This window comes from Halopseudomonas pertucinogena (genome assembly GCF_014646575.1).
GTDB classification, from domain to species: Bacteria; Pseudomonadota; Gammaproteobacteria; order Pseudomonadales; family Pseudomonadaceae; genus Halopseudomonas; species Halopseudomonas pertucinogena.
In genome coordinates, this window is the sequence record NZ_BMNN01000002.1 from 87,499 (window position 1) to 104,653 (window position 17,155).

Genomic DNA, 17,155 nt, shown 5'->3' on the forward strand with positions numbered 1-17,155 from the left:
AGGTTTACCGCCCCGAACCCGTTAGCGGCCAGCTTACCATCAATGCGTACTGATGCGCCCTTTTGCATCAGTTTTGTGAGGCTCTTCCTTGGCTACGATTTCTTCCCCTTCTTCCGTCAGGGGCTTCGGCATGTATTGCAGCGCAACTTGCAGCACCTCGTCAATCCATTTCGCCGGGATAATCTCGATATCCTGCTTGATATTGTCGGGTATTTCCTTCAGGTCCTTGAGATTGTCGTGGGGAATGACCACCGTGCGGATTCCGCCGCGGTGGGCCGCGAGCAGCTTTTCCTTCAATCCACCGATCGCCAGCACCTGACCGCGCAGGGTGATCTCTCCGGTCATCGCCACTTCTGCGCGCACCGGGATCTTCGTCAACGCCGACACCAGCGCGGTACACATGCCGATACCGGCGCTGGGGCCGTCCTTGGGCGTGGCGCCCTCGGGCACGTGGATATGCACGTCATGCTGCTCGTGGAAGTCGTTGGCCAGGCCCAGGCTCGCTGCCCGGCTGCGCACCACGGTCATCGCCGCGCTGATCGACTCCTGCATCACGTCGCCGAGGGAGCCGGTCTTGATCTGACGGCCCTTGCCCGGCATCACCGCCGCCTCCAGGCTGAGCAGTTCGCCGCCGACCTGGGTCCAGGCCAGCCCGGTCACCTGACCGATCTGGTCGCTTTCCTCGGCCAGGCCATACTTGAACTTGTGCACACCCAGATGCTGTTCAAGCAGCGCGCCGTCGACTTCGACGCTGGGATACGGCCCCTTGCCGGCATGCTCGCGCACCACCTTGCGGCAGACCTTGGCGATCTGCCGCTCCAGGCCGCGCACACCGGCTTCGCGGGTGTAATAGCGGATCAGATCGCGCAGCGACGCTTCACTGAAGGTCAGCTCGCCCTGCTTAAGGCCGTTGCGCTTCATCTGCTTGGGCACCAGGTAGCGCTGGGCGATCTTGATCTTCTCATCCTCGGTGTAGCCCGGGATGCGGATCACCTCCATCCGGTCGAGCAGCGGCGCCGGAATGTTCATCGAGTTGGAGGTGCAGACGAACATCACCTCGGACAGATCGTAGTCGACCTCCAGGTAATGGTCGGCGAAGGCGTGGTTCTGCTCCGGATCCAGCACCTCCAGCAGTGCCGAGGACGGATCGCCGCGCATGTCCTGACCCATCTTGTCGATCTCGTCGAGCAGGAACAGCGGGTTCTTCACGCCGACCTTGCTCATCTTCTGGATCAGCTTGCCCGGCATCGAGCCGATATAGGTGCGCCGGTGACCACGGATTTCGGCTTCGTCCCGCACGCCGCCCAGTGCCATGCGCACGAACTGACGGTTAGTGGCCTTGGCCAGTGACTCGCCCAGCGAGGTCTTGCCCACGCCCGGAGGCCCGACCAGACAGAGCACCGGCCCCTTCAGCTTGCGCACACGCTTCTGCACCGCAAGATACTCGACGATGCGCTCCTTGACCTCCTCCAGGCCGTAATGGTCGCTGTCCAGCACCTTCTGGGCATGCTCGAGGTCGTGGCGCACCCGCGTGGTCCTGGTCCACGGCACATTGATCAGCCACTCGATATAGGAGCGCACCACTGTCGCCTCGGCGGACATCGGCGACATCATCCGCAGCTTCTTCAGCTCGGCATTGGCTTTCTCCAGCGCCTCCTTGGCCATACCGGAGGACTCGATCTTCTTCTGCAGCTCGTCCAGCTCGCTGGAACCATCCTCGCCGGTGCCCATCTCTTTCTGGATGGCCTTCATCTGTTCGTTGAGGTAGTACTCGCGCTGGCTGCGCTCCATCTGCTTCTTGACCCGCCCGCGGATACGCTTCTCCACCTGCAGCAGGTCAATTTCGGTGTCCAGCACCCCAAGCACGTGCTCGACGCGCTCGCGTACCGGTGCGATCTCCAGGATCTGCTGCTTCTGCTCCACCTTCAGCTGGAGATGGGCGGCCATGCTGTCAACCAGACGCCGTGGGTCCTCAATGCCGGCGAGCGAAGTCACGGCCTCCGGCGGCACCTTCTTGCCCAGATTGACGAACTGCTCGAACTGGCTCATCAGGGTGCGTACCAGCACTTCGCTTTCCCGGGCGTCCTGTTCGACCTCTTCAACGAGCTGAACATGGACCTGCTGGTAGCCGTCCAGCTCCTCTACCTGCTCGATGCGGGCACGCTGCTCGCCTTCCACCAGCACCTTGACGGTGCCGTCGGGCAGCTTCAGCAACTGCAGGATGGTGGCAAGGGTTCCCGTTTCGTAGAGCTGCTCGGCACCGGGGTCATCGTCCGCAGGATTGCGCTGGGTTACCAGCACCACCTGTTTCTCGCCCAGCATGGCGGCCTCCAGGGCTTCGATGGACTTGCTCCGGCCAACGAAGAGGGGGATGACCATATGGGGGAAAACCACCACATCACGCAATGGCAATAGCGGAAATACGCTGGGGCTCGTCATGGTTTGGGCTCACTCGCAAGGGGATGGGTCGCATGCCCACCCGATATTGATCTGGGTCTTGGCATCAAGATGGGGGTGCGGGGGGTAAATTACAAGATGTCGTGCGCAGCAGCGCAGAAAAACCGCGCCGCCAGACTGGCGGCGCGGGTACCTCTCACTCCTCGGGCATCGCCTTGGGCGGCTGCTCGGCGCTTTCGTAGATCAGCAGCGGCTTGGCGTTGCCACTGATCACGTTCTCGTCGATCACCACCTTGCTGACGTGCTCGATGGAGGGAATCTCGTACATGGTGTCCAGCAGCACGCTTTCCAGGATGGAACGCAGGCCACGGGCACCGGTCTTGCGCTTGAGGGCACGCTGGGCGATGGCCTTGAGCGCGTCGGTACGGAATTCCAGTTCCACCCCTTCCATCTCGAACAGCCGACCGTACTGCCGGGTCAGCGAGTTCTTCGGCTCGGTGAGAATCTGCACCAGCGCTTCCTCGTCCAGCTCGGCCAGCGTGGCGATCACCGGCAGACGGCCGACAAACTCGGGAATCAGACCGAAACGCACCAGATCCTCGGGTTCGACCTCCATCAGCGTGTCGCCCACCCGCTTGCCATCATCCTTGCTGCGCACACTGGCATTGAAGCCGATGCCGCTCTTCTCGGAACGGTCGCGGATGACCTTTTCCAGGCCAGCGAAGGCGCCACCGCAGATAAACAGGATGTTGCGCGTGTCCACCTGCAGGAATTCCTGCTGCGGATGCTTGCGGCCTCCCTGCGGGGGTACCGAGGCGACAGTGCCCTCGATCAGTTTCAGCAGGGCCTGCTGCACGCCCTCGCCGGAAACATCCCGGGTGATCGAGGGGTTGTCCGATTTGCGCGAGATCTTGTCGATCTCGTCGATGTAGACGATACCCATCTGGGCCTTCTCCACATCGTAATCGCACTTCTGCAGCAGTTTCTGGATGATGTTCTCGACGTCCTCGCCCACATAACCGGCTTCGGTCAGCGTTGTCGCATCGGCAATGGTGAACGGCACGTTCAGCAGCCGGGCCAGGGTTTCCGCCAGCAGCGTCTTGCCGGAGCCGGTGGGGCCGATGACCAGGATGTTGCTCTTGCCCAGCTCGACCTCGTCCTTGCCCTCGCGCTGGTTGAGCCGCTTGTAGTGGTTGTACACCGCTACCGACAGCACCTTCTTGGCCTGTTGCTGGCCAATCACGTACTGGTCGAGGATGCCGCAGATCTCCATCGGCGACGGCAGCTTGTGTTCGCCGCTGTCGCTGCTGTTTTCCTGCACTTCCTCGCGAATGATGTCGTTGCACAGGTCGACACATTCGTCACAAATGAAAACGGAGGGGCCGGCAATCAGCTTGCGCACTTCATGCTGGCTCTTGCCGCAGAAGGAGCAATACAGCAGCTTGCCGTTGTCGTCACCCTTCCCAGTCATATCTGTCATCTAAAACCCCTGCTTGCGATCGCTCTTGCAGTTAAAGATGAGGGCTACCCGCTCTCTTTGCAAGTGCAAACCTGCCAGCCTGTGCCGCTTCTCGCGGATCAGGCTGGCGAATAACTATTTCACCCCGGCACACGCCGATGATGGTCTATCACGCCGGTTCGGCACCCGGCCGGCTGTCCAGCACCTGATCAATCAGACCGTACTCCACCGCCTCGGAGGCGCTCATGAAGCGGTCCCGGTCGGTATCCCGGGCGATCACGTCCAGCGGCTGGCCGGTGTGGTGCGCCAGCACCTTGTTCAGACGCTCGCGAATATACAGGATCTCGCGGGCATGAATCTCGATGTCCGACGCCTGACCCTGGAAACCGCCCAGCGGCTGGTGAATCATCACCCGCGAATGGGGCAGCGCGAAACGCTTGCCCGGCGCGCCACCGGCCAGCAGGAAGGCGCCCATGCTGCAGGCTTGCCCGATGCACAGGGTGCTGACATTCGGCTTGATGAACTGCATGGTGTCGTAGATCGCCAGACCCGCGGTCACCGAGCCGCCCGGGGAATTGATGTAGAGGTGGATATCCTTGTCAGGGTTCTCCGACTCCAGAAACAGCAACTGGGCGACGACCAGGTTGGCCATGTAATCCTCGACCTGACCGACCAGGAAAATCACCCGCTCCTTGAGCAGACGCGAGTAGATGTCGTACGAACGCTCACCCCGTGCCGACTGCTCGACAACCATGGGTACAAGCCCGCCTGCGGCCTTGATTTCCGGCGGTAGCCCGGTATAGCTGTTATGAATCATGCGCTGGTGTCACTCCACTTTGCCTGTCGCGTAAACCCGGTCGGGGTTCCCCATAAACACATGAGCCAGCCCTAAGGCTGGCTCCATGCACTGCATCACATCGGCGACGAACTTATTCGTCTTCGCTGCCTGCCGCGTCTTCAGCCTGCTCGGGCTGAGCCGGCTTGACTGCGTCCTCGTAGGTAACGGTCCTGTCTGTCACCTTGGCCTTCTGCAGCACAGTATCCACGACTTGCTCTTCCAGTACAACCGACTGAATCTCCGCCAGTTGCTGCTCGTTCTGCATGTACCAGTTGATCACCTGTTCCGGCTCCTGGTAGGCCGAAGCCAGCTCCTCAACCATGGCCCGCACGCGATCATCGTCCGGCTTGATGTCGTTCTGCTTGACGATCTCGGCCACGATCAGGCCCAGGGTCACGCGGCGCTTGGCCTGCTCTTCGAACAGCTCGGCCGGCAGCTGGCTCGGATCGATGTTGGCACCGCCGAACTGCTGTACGGCCTGCTGACGAAGACGATCGATCTCGCTGCTGATAAGCGCCTTGGGCACTTCGACATTATTGGTTGCCAGCAGACCGTCCATCACCTGGGTCTTGGTCTTGCTCTTGATGGCCTGGCGCAGCTCACGCTCCATGTTCTTGCGAACTTCGGTACGGAAACCTTCCAGACCACCCTCTTCCACGCCGAAGCGGGCAAAGAACTCGTCGTTCAGCTCAGGCAGGCGGGCCTCGGCCACCTCGTGAACCATGATCTCGAACTCGGCGGCCTTTCCGGCCAGATCCAGGTTCTGGTAATCCTCGGGGAAGGTCACGCTGATGGTGCGGCTTTCACCGGCCCTGGCGCCGACCAGACCGTCCTCGAAGCCAGGGATCATGCGCCCGGAACCCAGCACCAGCTTGGTGTTGCTGGCGGTGCCGCCCTGGAAGGCCTCACCGTCGATACGACCAGTGAAATCGATGGTCAGCTGGTCATCGTTGGCGGCTTCACGTTCGACTGCTTCATAGCTGGTGTGCTGCTTGCGCAGGATCTCGAGCATGTTCTCCAGATCCGCATCGGTCACCTCGGACTCGATGCGCTCGACGGAGATGTCCGCGAAATCACCCAGGGTCACTTCGGGGTAAACCTCGAAGGTGGCGATGTATTCGAAGTCCTTGCCTTCCTCCAGCTCCTTGGGCTCAACGCTGGGGGCACCGGCCGGATTCAGCTTTTCCTGAACGATGGCCTCATAAAGGGAGGACTGGATCATCTCACCGATGACTTCCTGACGTGCGGATGCACCGAAGCGCTTGCGGATGACGCTCATCGGCACCTTGCCCGGACGGAAACCATCAACGCGCGCACGACGAGCAGTCTGCTGCAGGCGCTTGTTGACTTCGTTTTCGATGCGCTCGGCCGGAATGCCGACAGTCATGCGGCGCTCAAGACCGGAGATGGTTTCAACCGAAACTTGCATGTAGAGCCCTCGTTGAACAGACAGATTATGAGTGGATGAATAAAAGGCGGACATTCTAGGGTTTGTTGGCCTGTCATCGCAAGCCGCATCGCCCCGAGATTCCGCCGCTCGGGGTTTTTCTTGAATCTTTTCTCCCCGTGCCGCTCGAAACAGATAGCCCCCGGACAGGATATGACGATGCAGACACTCAGCCAGTACCACGTCGACCAGACCGACCTTCGCGATCTCTATCAGCAGCTTCAGCACGCCCCGGCGCAGCACCTGAACGAAGCGCGGCATTTCCTGCGCAACCAGCTGCAGCATGCCACCCCACAGCTGGCGGATCTCCCTGACAACCCCGCCCAGCTGGAGACCCACATACTGCGCAACAACGCACGAACCGCCCGCGCCTGGCGCGACTACCTGATGACCCGCAAGCAGGGCCAGCCCCGTCGCTATTTCAGCACGCGATCCCATGCGCTCTACTTCCTGCGAAACGTGGCGCCCACCAAGCTGGTGGACGGCGCCTGGCTCTACGGCGTGCTCCGCCAATGGCATGACCCGCGGATGCATGACCTGGTACGCACCTATCTTGAAGAGCTGGGCGATGGCGAACCGGAACAGAACCACGTACTGGTCTATCGTCAGCTGCTGGCCAGCCACGACCTCCGCGACCTGGATGGACTGCCGGCCGACCGCTACATGCAGGGCGCTCTGCAGCTCGCCCTGGGTCACCTCACCGACGAGTTCCTGCCGGAGGTGATCGGCTACAACCTCGGCTACGAGCAACTGCCGCTGCATCTGCTGATCACCACTTACGAGCTGGCGGAGCTGGGCATCGACCCGCACTACTTCCGCCTGCACATTACCATCGACAACGCCTCCACCGGCCATGCACGGCGGGCAGCCCGGGCAGTACTGGACAACCTGCCGATCGGCAGCGGCCAGCAGAGCTTCTATCGCCGGGTGCGCCAGGGTTATCAGCTCAACGAGCTGGGCGCCTCCTCCACCTCGGTGATCCGCGAGTTCAATCTGGACAGGGAGTTATGCCGCGTTCTTGAAGAAAAGGCTAAAGTGGCCCGGCACATGCATTCGGATATGTGCCGGATAGATGGACGCACCATCAATGAATGGCTGGACAGCAGCGGACGCATCCCTGCCCTGCTCGAAGCCCTGCAGCAAAAAGGCTGGATACGCCGCCACCAGGACCCGGCGGACAGCCGCTTCTGGCGACTGATCAAAAGCGACCGCGCACCCATGTTCGGCGTATTCAGTGATTACGAACTGCAGCTGTTGCACGACTGGATTGCCGGAGAATGGCAATGCGAACAGACCAACCGCCTGGCAGCACGCCGCAGCCACGCGGGCCACCCTGCGGACGCGGAGGCGAAGGAAAGCCTGCGTCGGGAGGAAGTCGAGCTGCAGAAGACGCTGAGCAAGCTGTCGGAACAGGAACGCACCCGGCGACTGATCGAGCTGCTGTCACCGGCCGAGCATTTCACCCCCGCCGGGCTGGCCGCCACCAGGATATTTGCCGCAAGGCTGTGACCGGGCCGGGGCTGCTGTGCAGCCGATCGCGGCGAGGTCGCCAGAAGACATATATAAAGGAAGCAATGAGCAGAGCCGCTCATCAGGCATGAATGGTGCGGACGGAGAGACTCGAACTCTCACACCTCGCGGCGCCAGAACCTAAATCTGGTGTGTCTACCAATTCCACCACGTCCGCAATTTGGTACAGATACAAAAACGCCAGGCAGTGCCTGGCGTTTTTGCTGAAATGGGGTGGACGATGGGGATCGAACCCACGACACCAGGAGCCACAATCCTGTGCTCTACCGACTGAGCTACGCCCACCATTACAGCTGCAACACTAACACAACTTCTGCAGAATCATACCATGTGCGCTGTGGCGCGCCCGGCAGGATTCGAACCTGCGACCACCCGCTTAGAAGGCGGGTGCTCTATCCAACTGAGCTACGGGCGCCGTATGCACATGATCAATCCCGAAGGCTTGAAATGCTGGTGCCTTGATCGCCTTCCAAACCGACTTCGTTGTGTTTGTGAAGCGGGGCGAATAATACTCAGCCCCCACCCCCACGTCAACGGTAAAATCATATTTTTTTCAAATATTTGAGTAGCTTAAGAATGAAACGCTCGCTGGTCTTTGCCGAGCCCCCGTGGCGTGCGACAATCAGCGGCATTCTCGTACTACCCAGGAACATCATGAAAGCCCAACTCATCGATGGCAAACAGATTGCCGCCAGTCTCCGGCGAGAAATCGCCGACAAGGTCAACCAGCGCAGACAGCAGGGGCTGCGTATTCCCGGTCTCGCCGTTATTCTGGTAGGCAACGATCCAGCCTCCGAAGTCTATGTCGCGCACAAGCGCAAGGACTGCGAGGAAGTGGGCTTCATCTCCATGTCTCACGACCTGCCCGCCGACACCCGTCAGGAAGACCTGCTCGCGCTGATCGACCAGCTCAATGAAGACCCGACCGTGGATGGCATCCTTGTGCAGTTGCCTCTGCCCGCGCACCTGGATTCCTCCCAGCTGCTCGAGCGCATCCGCCCGGACAAGGATGTGGATGGCTTCCATCCGTACAACATCGGCCGCCTGGCCCAGCGCGTACCGCTGTTGCGACCCTGCACCCCGCTGGGCATCATCCGCCTGCTCAAGAGCACCGGCGTCAGCCCCTACGGTCTCAACGCCACCGTGGTCGGGGCCTCCAACATCGTCGGTCGTCCCATGGCCCTGGAACTGCTGCTGGCCGGCTGCACCACCACCGTCGCCCATCGCTTCACCACCGATCTGGAAGACCACGTCCGCCGCTCGGACCTGGTGGTCGTCGCGGTCGGCAAACCCGGCCTGGTGAAGGGTGAATGGATCAAGCCCGGCGCGATCGTCATCGACGTGGGCATCAATCGCATGGAAGATGGCCGCCTGCGCGGCGATGTGGACTTCGACGAGGCCGCCGAGCGTGCCTCATGGATCACGCCGGTTCCCGGTGGCGTCGGGCCGATGACCCGCGCCTGCCTGCTGGAAAACACCCTCACCGCCTGCGAGAAGCTGCACAGCTGAGCCGCCCCGGCCACGGAAGGTGCGCTGGCCCTGCCGCCAGCGCACCGGCTCACAAGCTCGCCGTCGCGCCACCATCCACCGGCAGATTGATGCCGTTGATGTAGGACGCCGCCGGCGACGCCAGAAAGGCCACCGCGTTGGCAAACTCCCTGGGCTCGGCAAACCGCCGGGTCGGCAGCTCCTGCAGCATGTCCTGCTCGATCTCCGCCACGCTGCGGCCCGCCGCCTGCGCCCGGTAGGCCAGCAGCTCCTCCAGCCGCGCGGTGCGTGTCAGCCCCGGCAGCACATTGTTGACCGTGATGCCGGCCGCCGCCAGTTCCCGGGACAGGGTCTTGGCCCAGTTCGCCATGGCGGCGCGGATGGCATTGGATACGCCCAGGTTGACGATGGGCGCCTTCACCGAGGTCGACAGCACATTGATGATGCGCCCGTAGCCCTGCTCCCTCATGCCCGGCAGCAACAGCTGCAGCACCGCCTGACTGCCCGGCAGGTGCTGGCTGAAGGCATGGGTAAACTCCTGGGGCGTGGCCAGATGAGCCGGGCCCGGAGCAGGCCCACCGGTGTTGTTGACCCAGATGGTGATCGGCCCGCCGCTGTCCAGCCGCGCCTGAAGCTCGGTGGACAGATGCGGCAGGTCGGCGGAGTCAGCACATATATAGCCATGCTGTTGCCCTTCGGCAGTGGGCAGCTGCGCCACCACCTCCGCCAGCTTCTGCTCATTGCGCGCGAGCACGATGACCTCCGCGCCCAGGGCCGCCAGTTGCCAGGCGCAGGCCGCCCCCAGCCCCTGACTTCCCCCACCGACCAGTGCACGTTTACCCGTAAGATCAAGATCCATTGCCGACTCCAATCAAAGCATTCCTAGGGATTCGATTCCCCAGAGCATAGCCTCTGGAGCCGGCACGCAGGAAGTGGCGCCGGGCCTTATATCGTATCGGCCGGCACCCGCACCCAGCCTTCCATCAGGATCCGCGCACTGCGGCTCATGATGGCCTTGGTCACCGTCCAGTTGCCGCCCTCCTGCCTGGCTTCCGCACCCACGCGCAGCGTGCCCGAGGGGTGACCGAAGCGCACCGCCTCGCGGTCACCGCCACCGGCCGCCAGATTGACCAGGGTGCCCGGCACCGCCGCCGCCGTGCCGATGGCCACCGCACAGGTACCCATCATCGCGTGGTGCAGCTTGCCCATGGACAGCGCGCGCACCAGCAGATCGACATCCGCGGCCATGATCGGCTTGCCGCTGGAGGCCAGGTAATCCTTCGGTGGTGCGACGAAGGCAATCTTCGGCGTGTGCTGGCGTTTGAGCGCCTCTTCCGGCGTCTTGATCAGCCCCATGCGCAGCGCCCCGGCAACGCGAATAGCCTCGAAACGCGCCAGCGCTTCCGGGTCCGAGTTGATCTGCTCGCGCAGCTCGGTACCCTGATAGCCGATTTCCTCTGCATTGACGAACACCGTGGGGATGCCGGCGGCAATCATGGTCGCCTTGATGGTGCCGATACCCGGCACCTCCAGGTTATCCACCAGATTACCGGTGGGGAACATGCTGCCGCCCTCTTCCCCGTCATCGGACGGGTCCATGAACTCCAGCACGATCTCCGCCGCCGGAAAGGTCACCCCATCCAGCTCGAAATCCCCCAGCTCCTGTACCTGGCCATCGCTGACCGGCACGTGGGCAATGATGGTCTTCTGGATATTGGCCTGCCAGATACGCACCGTGCAGGTGCCGTTCTCCGGAATCCGCGCCGGGTCCACCAGCCCCGCATGGATGGCAAAGGCCCCTGCCGCAGTCGACAGGTTGCCGCAGTTGCCGCTCCAGTCGACGAAGGGGCTGTCGATGGAGACCTGGCCGTAGAGGTAATCCACGTCGTGATCGGGCTGACTGCTCCTGGACAGGATCACGCACTTGCTGGTACTGGACGTCGCCCCGCCCATGCCGTCGATGTGGGCGGCATAGGGATCGGGACTGCCGATTACCCGCATGAACAGCCGGTCCCGCGCCTCGCCCGACACCTGACAGGATTCGGGCAGGTCCTGCAGACGGAAGAAAACACCCTTGCTGGTACCGCCACGCATGTAGGTGGCGGGGATCTTGATCTGTGTTGTCATTGTTGCTCCTGGGTTTGGGTGACAGGCCCCCCTCCCTTCACGGGTGAGGGGGAGCCTTTTACCGCCCTAAACCTTCCCTTCCAGAAAGTCCTGCGCAAACCGCTGCAGCACACCACCCGCTTGGTACACAGTCACTTCCTCGTCACTGTCCAGCCTGCAGGTCATGGGCACTTCAACGCGCTCGCCGTTCTTCCGGTTGATCACCAGCATCAGGTCCGCCCCCGGTGCCGGCGTGCCCTCCACGTCGTAGGTCTCGGTACCATCCAGCTCCAGCGTCTTGCGCGTGGTGCCCGGTTTGAACTCCAGCGGCAGTACGCCCATGCCGATCAGGTTGGTGCGGTGGATGCGTTCGAAGCCTTCGGCGGCGATCACTTCCACCCCGGCCAGACGCACGCCCTTGGCCGCCCAGTCGCGGGAGGAGCCCTGGCCGTAGTCGGCGCCGGCGATGATGATCAGCGGCTGCTTGCGGTTCATGTAGGTTTCGATGGCTTCCCACATGCGCATCACTTCGCCTTCCGGCTCGACCCGGGCCAGCGAGCCCTGCCTTACCGTGCCGTCCTCGTTCAACACCATCTCGTTGAACAGTTTCGGGTTGGCGAAGGTGGCGCGCTGGGCGGTCAGGTGGTCGCCGCGGTGGGTGGCGTAGGAGTTGAAGTCCTCCTCCGGCAGGCCCATCTTCGCCAGGTACTCACCGGCGGCGCTGTCCGGCAGGATGGCGTTGGACGGCGACAGGTGGTCGGTGGTGATGTTGTCCGGCAGGATCGCCAGCGGGCGCATGCCCTTCATGGTGCGCTCACCGGCCAGCGCGCCTTCCCAGTACGGCGGGCGGCGGATGTAGGTAGACATCGGACGCCAGTCGTAGAGCGGGCTCTTGGCCTCTTCCACCGCGCCGAGGTCGAACATCGGGATGTACACCTGCTTGAACTGCTCCGGCTTGACGCTGGAGGCGACAATGGCGTCGATCTCCTCGTCGCTCGGCCACAGGTCCTTCAGGGTAATCGGTTGACCCTTCTGGTCGTGCCCCAGCACATCCTGCTCGATATCAAAGCGCACGGTACCGGCAATCGCATAGGCCACCACCAGCGGCGGCGAGGCGAGGAAGGCCTGCTTGGCGTAGGGGTGGATGCGGCCGTCGAAGTTGCGGTTACCGGACAGTACCGCCGTGGCATACAGGTCGCGGTCGATGATTTCCTGCTGGATCTTCGGGTCCAGCGCGCCGGACATGCCGTTACAGGTGGTGCAGGCGTAACCGACGATGCCGAAGCCGAGCTTCTCCAGTTCCGGCAGCAGGCCGGCCTCTTCCAGATACAGCCTGGCGACCTTGGAGCCGGGCGCGAAGGAGGTCTTCACCCAGGGCTTGCGGATCAGGCCCAGTTCGTTGGCCTTTTTCGCCACCAGACCGGCGGCCACCACGTTGCGCGGGTTGGAAGTGTTGGTGCAGCTGGTGATGGCGGCGATGATCACCGCGCCATCGGGCATCAGCCCCTGCTCTTCTTCCTTGCGCGCCGCGGCCAGCTGCTCGGCGCTGGCGATGCCACGCTCCTGCAGCGCCGAGGTTGGCAGACGGCGGTGCGGGTTGGACGGGCCCGCCAGGTTGCGCACCACGCTGGACAGATCGAATTCCAGCACCCGCTCGTACTCGGCGGTGGTCAGCGCGCTGCTCCACAGGCCCAGCTGTTTGGCGTACTGCTCGACCAGCGCCACCTGCTCCGGCTCGCGGCCGGTCAGCTTCAGGTAATCGATGGTCTGGCCGTCGATATAGAACATTGCGGCGGTAGCGCCGTATTCCGGGCACATGTTGGAGATGGTCGCACGGTCGCCGATGGTCAGGCTGTCGGCTCCTTCGCCGAAGAACTCGACGTAGGCGCCCACTACCCGCTCCTTGCGCAGGAATTCTGTCAGGGCCAGCACGATATCGGTCGCGGTGATGCCCGGCTGACGCTTGCCGGTCAGCTTGACGCCGACGATGTCGGGCAGGCGCATCATGGACGGGCGGCCGAGCATCACGGTCTCGGCTTCCAGCCCACCGACGCCGATGGCAATCACGCCCAGCGCGTCGACGTGCGGGGTGTGCGAGTCGGTACCCACGCAGGTATCCGGGAAGGCGACGCCGTCACGGGCCTGGATCACCGGGCTCATCTTCTCCAGGTTGATCTGGTGCATGATGCCGTTACCGGCGGGGATCACGTCGACGTTCTTGAACGCGGTCTTGGTCCACTCGATAAAGTGGAAGCGATCCTCGTTGCGACGGTCCTCGATGGCGCGGTTCTTCTCGAACGCCTCGGGATCGAAGCCGGGCGCCTCCACGGCCAGCGAGTGGTCGACGATCAGCTGGGTCGGCACCACCGGGTTGACCTTGGACGGGTCACCACCGGCCTCGGCGATGGCATCACGCAGGCCGGCCAGGTCGACCAGTGCGGTCTGGCCGAGAATGTCATGACAGACCACGCGGGCCGGGTACCAGGGGAAGTCCAGATCGCGCTTGCGATGGATCAGCTGGCCCAGGTAGTCGTTGAGCTTCTCCGGCTCGGCGCGGCGCACCAGCTGCTCGGCCAGCACCCGGGAGGTATAGGGCAGTTTCGCCCAGGCGCCGGGCTGAATCGCATCCACGGCGGCGGGGGCGTTGTAGTAGTCCAGGTCGGTGCCCTGGAGTTTTTCGCGGTACTTGGTGTTCATGGTTTTGCCTGTATGAGCGTGGTGTGGGCCGCCCCCTCTCCCCAACCCCTCTCCCGCCAGGGGAGAGGGGCTTTGATAGCGTGCACGGAGCTGAGTAGGCGTTTTTCTGCAGCCCAACAAAGGTCTGCAGGCGAACCACTATCTATCCAGCGCACGGACTGCCCCCTCTCCCTTGACGGGAGAGGGCTGGGGAGAGGGTGAAAGGCCGCCCCAGAAAACTTACTTACGATCCTTCAACGGCACAAACTCCAGATCCTCCGGCCCAACATAGTTGGCGCTCGGGCGGATGATCTTGCCGTCGATGCGTTGTTCGATCACGTGGGCGGACCAGCCGGCGGTGCGGGCAATCACGAACAGCGGCGTGAACATGGCCGTGGGCACGCCCATCATGTGGTAGCTCACCGCGCTGAACCAGTCGAGGTTGGGGAACATCTTCTTGATTTCCCACATCACGCTTTCCAGCCGCTCGGCGATGTCGTACATCTTGCGGTTCTGCTGTTCGTCTGACAGCTCCAGCGCCACCTTCTTGATCACCTCGTTGCGCGGATCGGAGACGGTGTACACCGGGTGGCCGAAGCCGATGACCACTTCCTTGCGCCCTACCCGCTCGCGGATGTCGGCTTCAGCCTCATCCGGATTGTCGTAGCGCTTCTGGATCTCGAAGGCCACCTCGTTGGCGCCGCCGTGCTTGGGGCCGCGCAGCGCGCCGATGGCACCGGCAATAGCCGAGTACATGTCCGAGCCGGTACCGGCAATGACGCGGCTGGTAAAGGTCGAGGCGTTGAACTCGTGCTCGGCGTACAGGTTCAGCGAGGTGTGCATGGCGCGCACCCAGGACTCCCGGGGCTTCTCGCCGTGCAGCAGGTGCAGGAAGTGACCGCCGATGGAGTCGTCGTCGGTTTCCACGTCGATGCACTTGCCGTTGTGGCTGTAGTGGTACCAGTACAGCAGCATGGAACCCAGCGAGGCCATCAGCTTGTCGGCGATGTCACGGGCACCCGGGTGGTTGTGGTCGTCCTTCTCCGGCGTCAGACAGCCCAGCACGGAAACGCCGGTGCGCATCACGTCCATCGGGTGGGCGGAGGGCGGCAGTTGTTCCAGAGCGGTCATTACCGCCGCCGGCAGGCCGCGCAGGGCCTTGAGCTTGGCCTTGTAGGCACGCAGTTCGGCTTCGGTCGGCAGCTTGCCATGCACCAGCAGGTGGGCGATTTCCTCGAATTCACAGGTCGTGGCGATATCCAGGATGTCATAGCCACGGTAATGCAGGTCGTTACCGCTGCGGCCCACGGTACACAGGGCGGTGTTACCGGCGGCGGTGCCGCTCAGGGCGACGGATTTCTTCGGCTTGAAGGTCGGGGTGGTCGATTCGGTAGCGCTCATCGCACATTCTCCTCTTGTGCCCGGCCGCAGGGTCGGCCGGGTATTTTCTTGTTCAGGAAATCACTTCTTACCGGCGGCAAACAGCGCGTCCAGTTTCTGTTCAAAGGCGTGGTAACCGATGCGGTCGTACAGCTCCATGCGCGTCTGCATGCTATCCACCACGTTCTTCTGATGGCCTTCGGTACGAATGGCGTTGTAGACATTCTCTGCGGCCTTGTTCGCTGCGCGGAATGCCGACAGCGGATACAGCTGAATGGCAACACCTACCGAGGCCAGCTCTTCACGGGTGAACAGCGGCGTGGCACCGAACTCGGTGATGTTGGCAAGAATCGGAACGTTCAGCTCCTTCACGAAGCGCTCGTAGGTCGGCAGATCGTAGGCAGCTTCGGCAAAGATGGCATCGGCGCCGGCTTCGACGTAGCGCTTGCAACGCTCCAGCGCCGCGTCCACGCCTTCGGCCTGGATGGCATCGGTACGGGCAATCAGGAAGAAGTCCGGATCGGTCCGGGCGTCAGCCGCCGCCTTGACCCGGTCCGCCATCTCCTCGGTGGAGACGATCTCCTTGCCCGGGCGGTGGCCGCAGCGCTTGGCGCCGACCTGATCCTCGATATGGGCAGCGGCCGCGCCGGCCTTGATCAGGCTCTTGATGGTGCGCTCGATATTGAAGGCGCTGGGACCGAAGCCGGTGTCGATATCGACCATCAGCGGCAGGTCGCACACATCGGTAATGCGGCGCACATCGATCAGCACATCCTCAAGGGTGTTGATACCCAGATCGGGCATGCCGAGGGAGCCGGCGGCAACGCCACCACCGGACAGGTAGATGGCCCTGAAGCCAGCACGCTTGGCCAGCAGGGCATGGTTGGCATTGATCGCGCCGATCACCTGCAACGGTTGTTCTTCGACCAACGCCTGACGAAACTTCTGACCCGGGGTCTTGTTCATTACCTATTTCCCTCCTGAGGATGTAGTGGCGTCGCGCTGCTCCAGCATACGGCGCTCTATATTGCGGCGAGATGCGCTGATATGACGGCGCATCAGCATTTCCGCGAGTTCACCATCACGGTCGGCGATGGCTTCGATGATTCGATGGTGCTCGGCAAACGCCTGCTGCGGGCGCTTGGGAGCGGATGAGAACTTGTAGCGGTACATGCGTACCAGGTGATACAGATCCCCGCAGAGCATGTCGCTCAGGGTGCGATTCTTGCTGCCCTGGATGATCACGAAATGGATATCCAGGTCGCCTTCCTGCTGATAGTAGGATTCGTTGGCCTTCAGGCCGGAATGCCGCTCGTGGGTTGCCAGCACTTCACGCAGGTTGGCGACCTCCTCGTCGGTCATGTTCTGCGCGGCCAGCCGGCAGGCCATGCCTTCCAGCGCCTCGCGCACATGGTAGAGCTCGATCAGCTCTTCATAGCTGAGCGACACCACCCGCACACCGGCATGGGGCACGCGCACCACCAGCCGCCGCCCTTCCAGCCGACGGATGGCCTCGCGCAATGGCCCCCGACTGATACCGTAGGTGGTGGACAGAAACTGTTCACTGATCCGCGTCCCCGGCGGGATCTCACCCTTGACGATGGCCGTCTGCAAACGCAGAAAGGCTCCATCGGAGAGTGTGGTGGTGGCTGCAGCCTCTACGGAATCGGTCAATTGTATACAACCTTGTTATGTGCGGATATAGAAAGCCCCGTTATTGAGGGCGATAGTGCCAGCGTCGAACACGGATTGTCAACAATCCGAGAATAGCGGTTACGTAGCGCAACAACTCGGCAAGGAACTTAGGGCCCTGTGTGCCGGTCTGCTTGCGTGC

At 62.6% G+C, this 17,155-nt stretch carries 12 protein-coding genes and 3 tRNA genes; 2 read left to right on the plus strand and 13 right to left on the minus strand.

All coding sequences use genetic code 11. The features are described 5' to 3' along the window. Window positions 1–39: 39 nt before the first annotated feature. The 4 genes from lon to tig all read right to left on the minus strand — a co-directional run bounded on the left by lon (window position 40) and on the right by tig (window position 6,123). Complete coding sequence (gene lon, locus IEW63_RS05660; protein WP_188635646.1) at window positions 40–2,439, minus strand: endopeptidase La; 2,400 nt, start codon at window positions 2,437–2,439, stop codon at window positions 40–42. A gap of 154 nt (window positions 2,440–2,593) precedes the next feature. Further along, complete coding sequence (gene clpX, locus IEW63_RS05665; protein WP_188635647.1) at window positions 2,594–3,877, minus strand: ATP-dependent Clp protease ATP-binding subunit ClpX; 1,284 nt, start codon at window positions 3,875–3,877, stop codon at window positions 2,594–2,596. A 148-nt stretch (window positions 3,878–4,025) separates the two neighbouring features. Beyond that, window positions 4,026–4,673, minus strand: a complete 648-nt coding sequence (clpP, locus tag IEW63_RS05670; RefSeq protein ID WP_188635648.1) for an ATP-dependent Clp endopeptidase proteolytic subunit ClpP — start codon at window positions 4,671–4,673, stop codon at window positions 4,026–4,028. A 112-nt stretch (window positions 4,674–4,785) separates the two neighbouring features. Beyond that, a complete protein-coding gene (tig, locus tag IEW63_RS05675; protein WP_188635649.1) occupies window positions 4,786–6,123 on the minus strand; it encodes a trigger factor in 1,338 nt (445 codons plus the stop codon). A gap of 171 nt (window positions 6,124–6,294) precedes the next feature. On the opposite strand from tig, the gene IEW63_RS05680 reads away from it, so the two are divergent. Beyond that, window positions 6,295–7,650, plus strand: coding sequence for an iron-containing redox enzyme family protein (locus IEW63_RS05680; protein WP_188635650.1), 1,356 nt, complete (start codon window positions 6,295–6,297; stop codon window positions 7,648–7,650). Between the two features lie 93 nt (window positions 7,651–7,743). On the opposite strand, the gene IEW63_RS05685 is transcribed toward IEW63_RS05680, so the two are convergent. The 3 genes from IEW63_RS05685 to IEW63_RS05695 all read right to left on the minus strand — a co-directional run bounded on the left by IEW63_RS05685 (window position 7,744) and on the right by IEW63_RS05695 (window position 8,086). Then, window positions 7,744–7,828: transfer RNA gene (locus IEW63_RS05685), tRNA-Leu, on the minus strand. 52 nt (window positions 7,829–7,880) lie between these two features. Next, window positions 7,881–7,956 (minus strand) — tRNA-His (locus tag IEW63_RS05690). Window positions 7,957–8,009: 53 nt separating this feature from the next. Then, window positions 8,010–8,086, minus strand: a tRNA-Arg gene (locus IEW63_RS05695). A gap of 239 nt (window positions 8,087–8,325) precedes the next feature. Here IEW63_RS05695 and folD point away from each other — a divergent pair. Next, a complete protein-coding gene (gene folD, locus IEW63_RS05700) occupies window positions 8,326–9,180 on the plus strand; it encodes a bifunctional methylenetetrahydrofolate dehydrogenase/methenyltetrahydrofolate cyclohydrolase FolD (protein WP_188635651.1) in 855 nt (284 codons plus the stop codon). Window positions 9,181–9,229: 49 nt separating this feature from the next. On the opposite strand, the gene IEW63_RS05705 is transcribed toward folD, so the two are convergent. From IEW63_RS05705 to IEW63_RS05730, 6 genes are all read right to left on the minus strand, one after another. Then, on the minus strand, window positions 9,230–10,018 hold the full coding sequence (locus IEW63_RS05705) for an SDR family oxidoreductase (protein ID WP_188635652.1): 789 nt from the start codon (window positions 10,016–10,018) through the stop codon (window positions 9,230–9,232). 86 nt (window positions 10,019–10,104) lie between these two features. Next, entirely contained in the window at window positions 10,105–11,286 is a 1,182-nt protein-coding gene (gene prpF, locus IEW63_RS05710) for a 2-methylaconitate cis-trans isomerase PrpF (protein ID WP_188635653.1), read from the minus strand. Between the two features lie 66 nt (window positions 11,287–11,352). Next, entirely contained in the window at window positions 11,353–13,962 is a 2,610-nt protein-coding gene (gene acnD / locus IEW63_RS05715; RefSeq protein WP_188635654.1) for a Fe/S-dependent 2-methylisocitrate dehydratase AcnD, read from the minus strand. 219 nt (window positions 13,963–14,181) lie between these two features. Then, the gene (prpC, locus tag IEW63_RS05720; RefSeq protein WP_188635655.1) at window positions 14,182–15,342 is read right to left on the minus strand and encodes a bifunctional 2-methylcitrate synthase/citrate synthase; all 1,161 of its coding nucleotides are present in this window, start codon (window positions 15,340–15,342) and stop codon (window positions 14,182–14,184) included. Between the two features lie 60 nt (window positions 15,343–15,402). Beyond that, a complete protein-coding gene (gene prpB, locus IEW63_RS05725; RefSeq protein WP_188635656.1) occupies window positions 15,403–16,287 on the minus strand; it encodes a methylisocitrate lyase in 885 nt (294 codons plus the stop codon). 3 nt (window positions 16,288–16,290) lie between these two features. Then, entirely contained in the window at window positions 16,291–16,995 is a 705-nt protein-coding gene (locus IEW63_RS05730) for a GntR family transcriptional regulator (RefSeq protein ID WP_229710359.1), read from the minus strand. Window positions 16,996–17,155 lie beyond the last annotated feature (160 nt).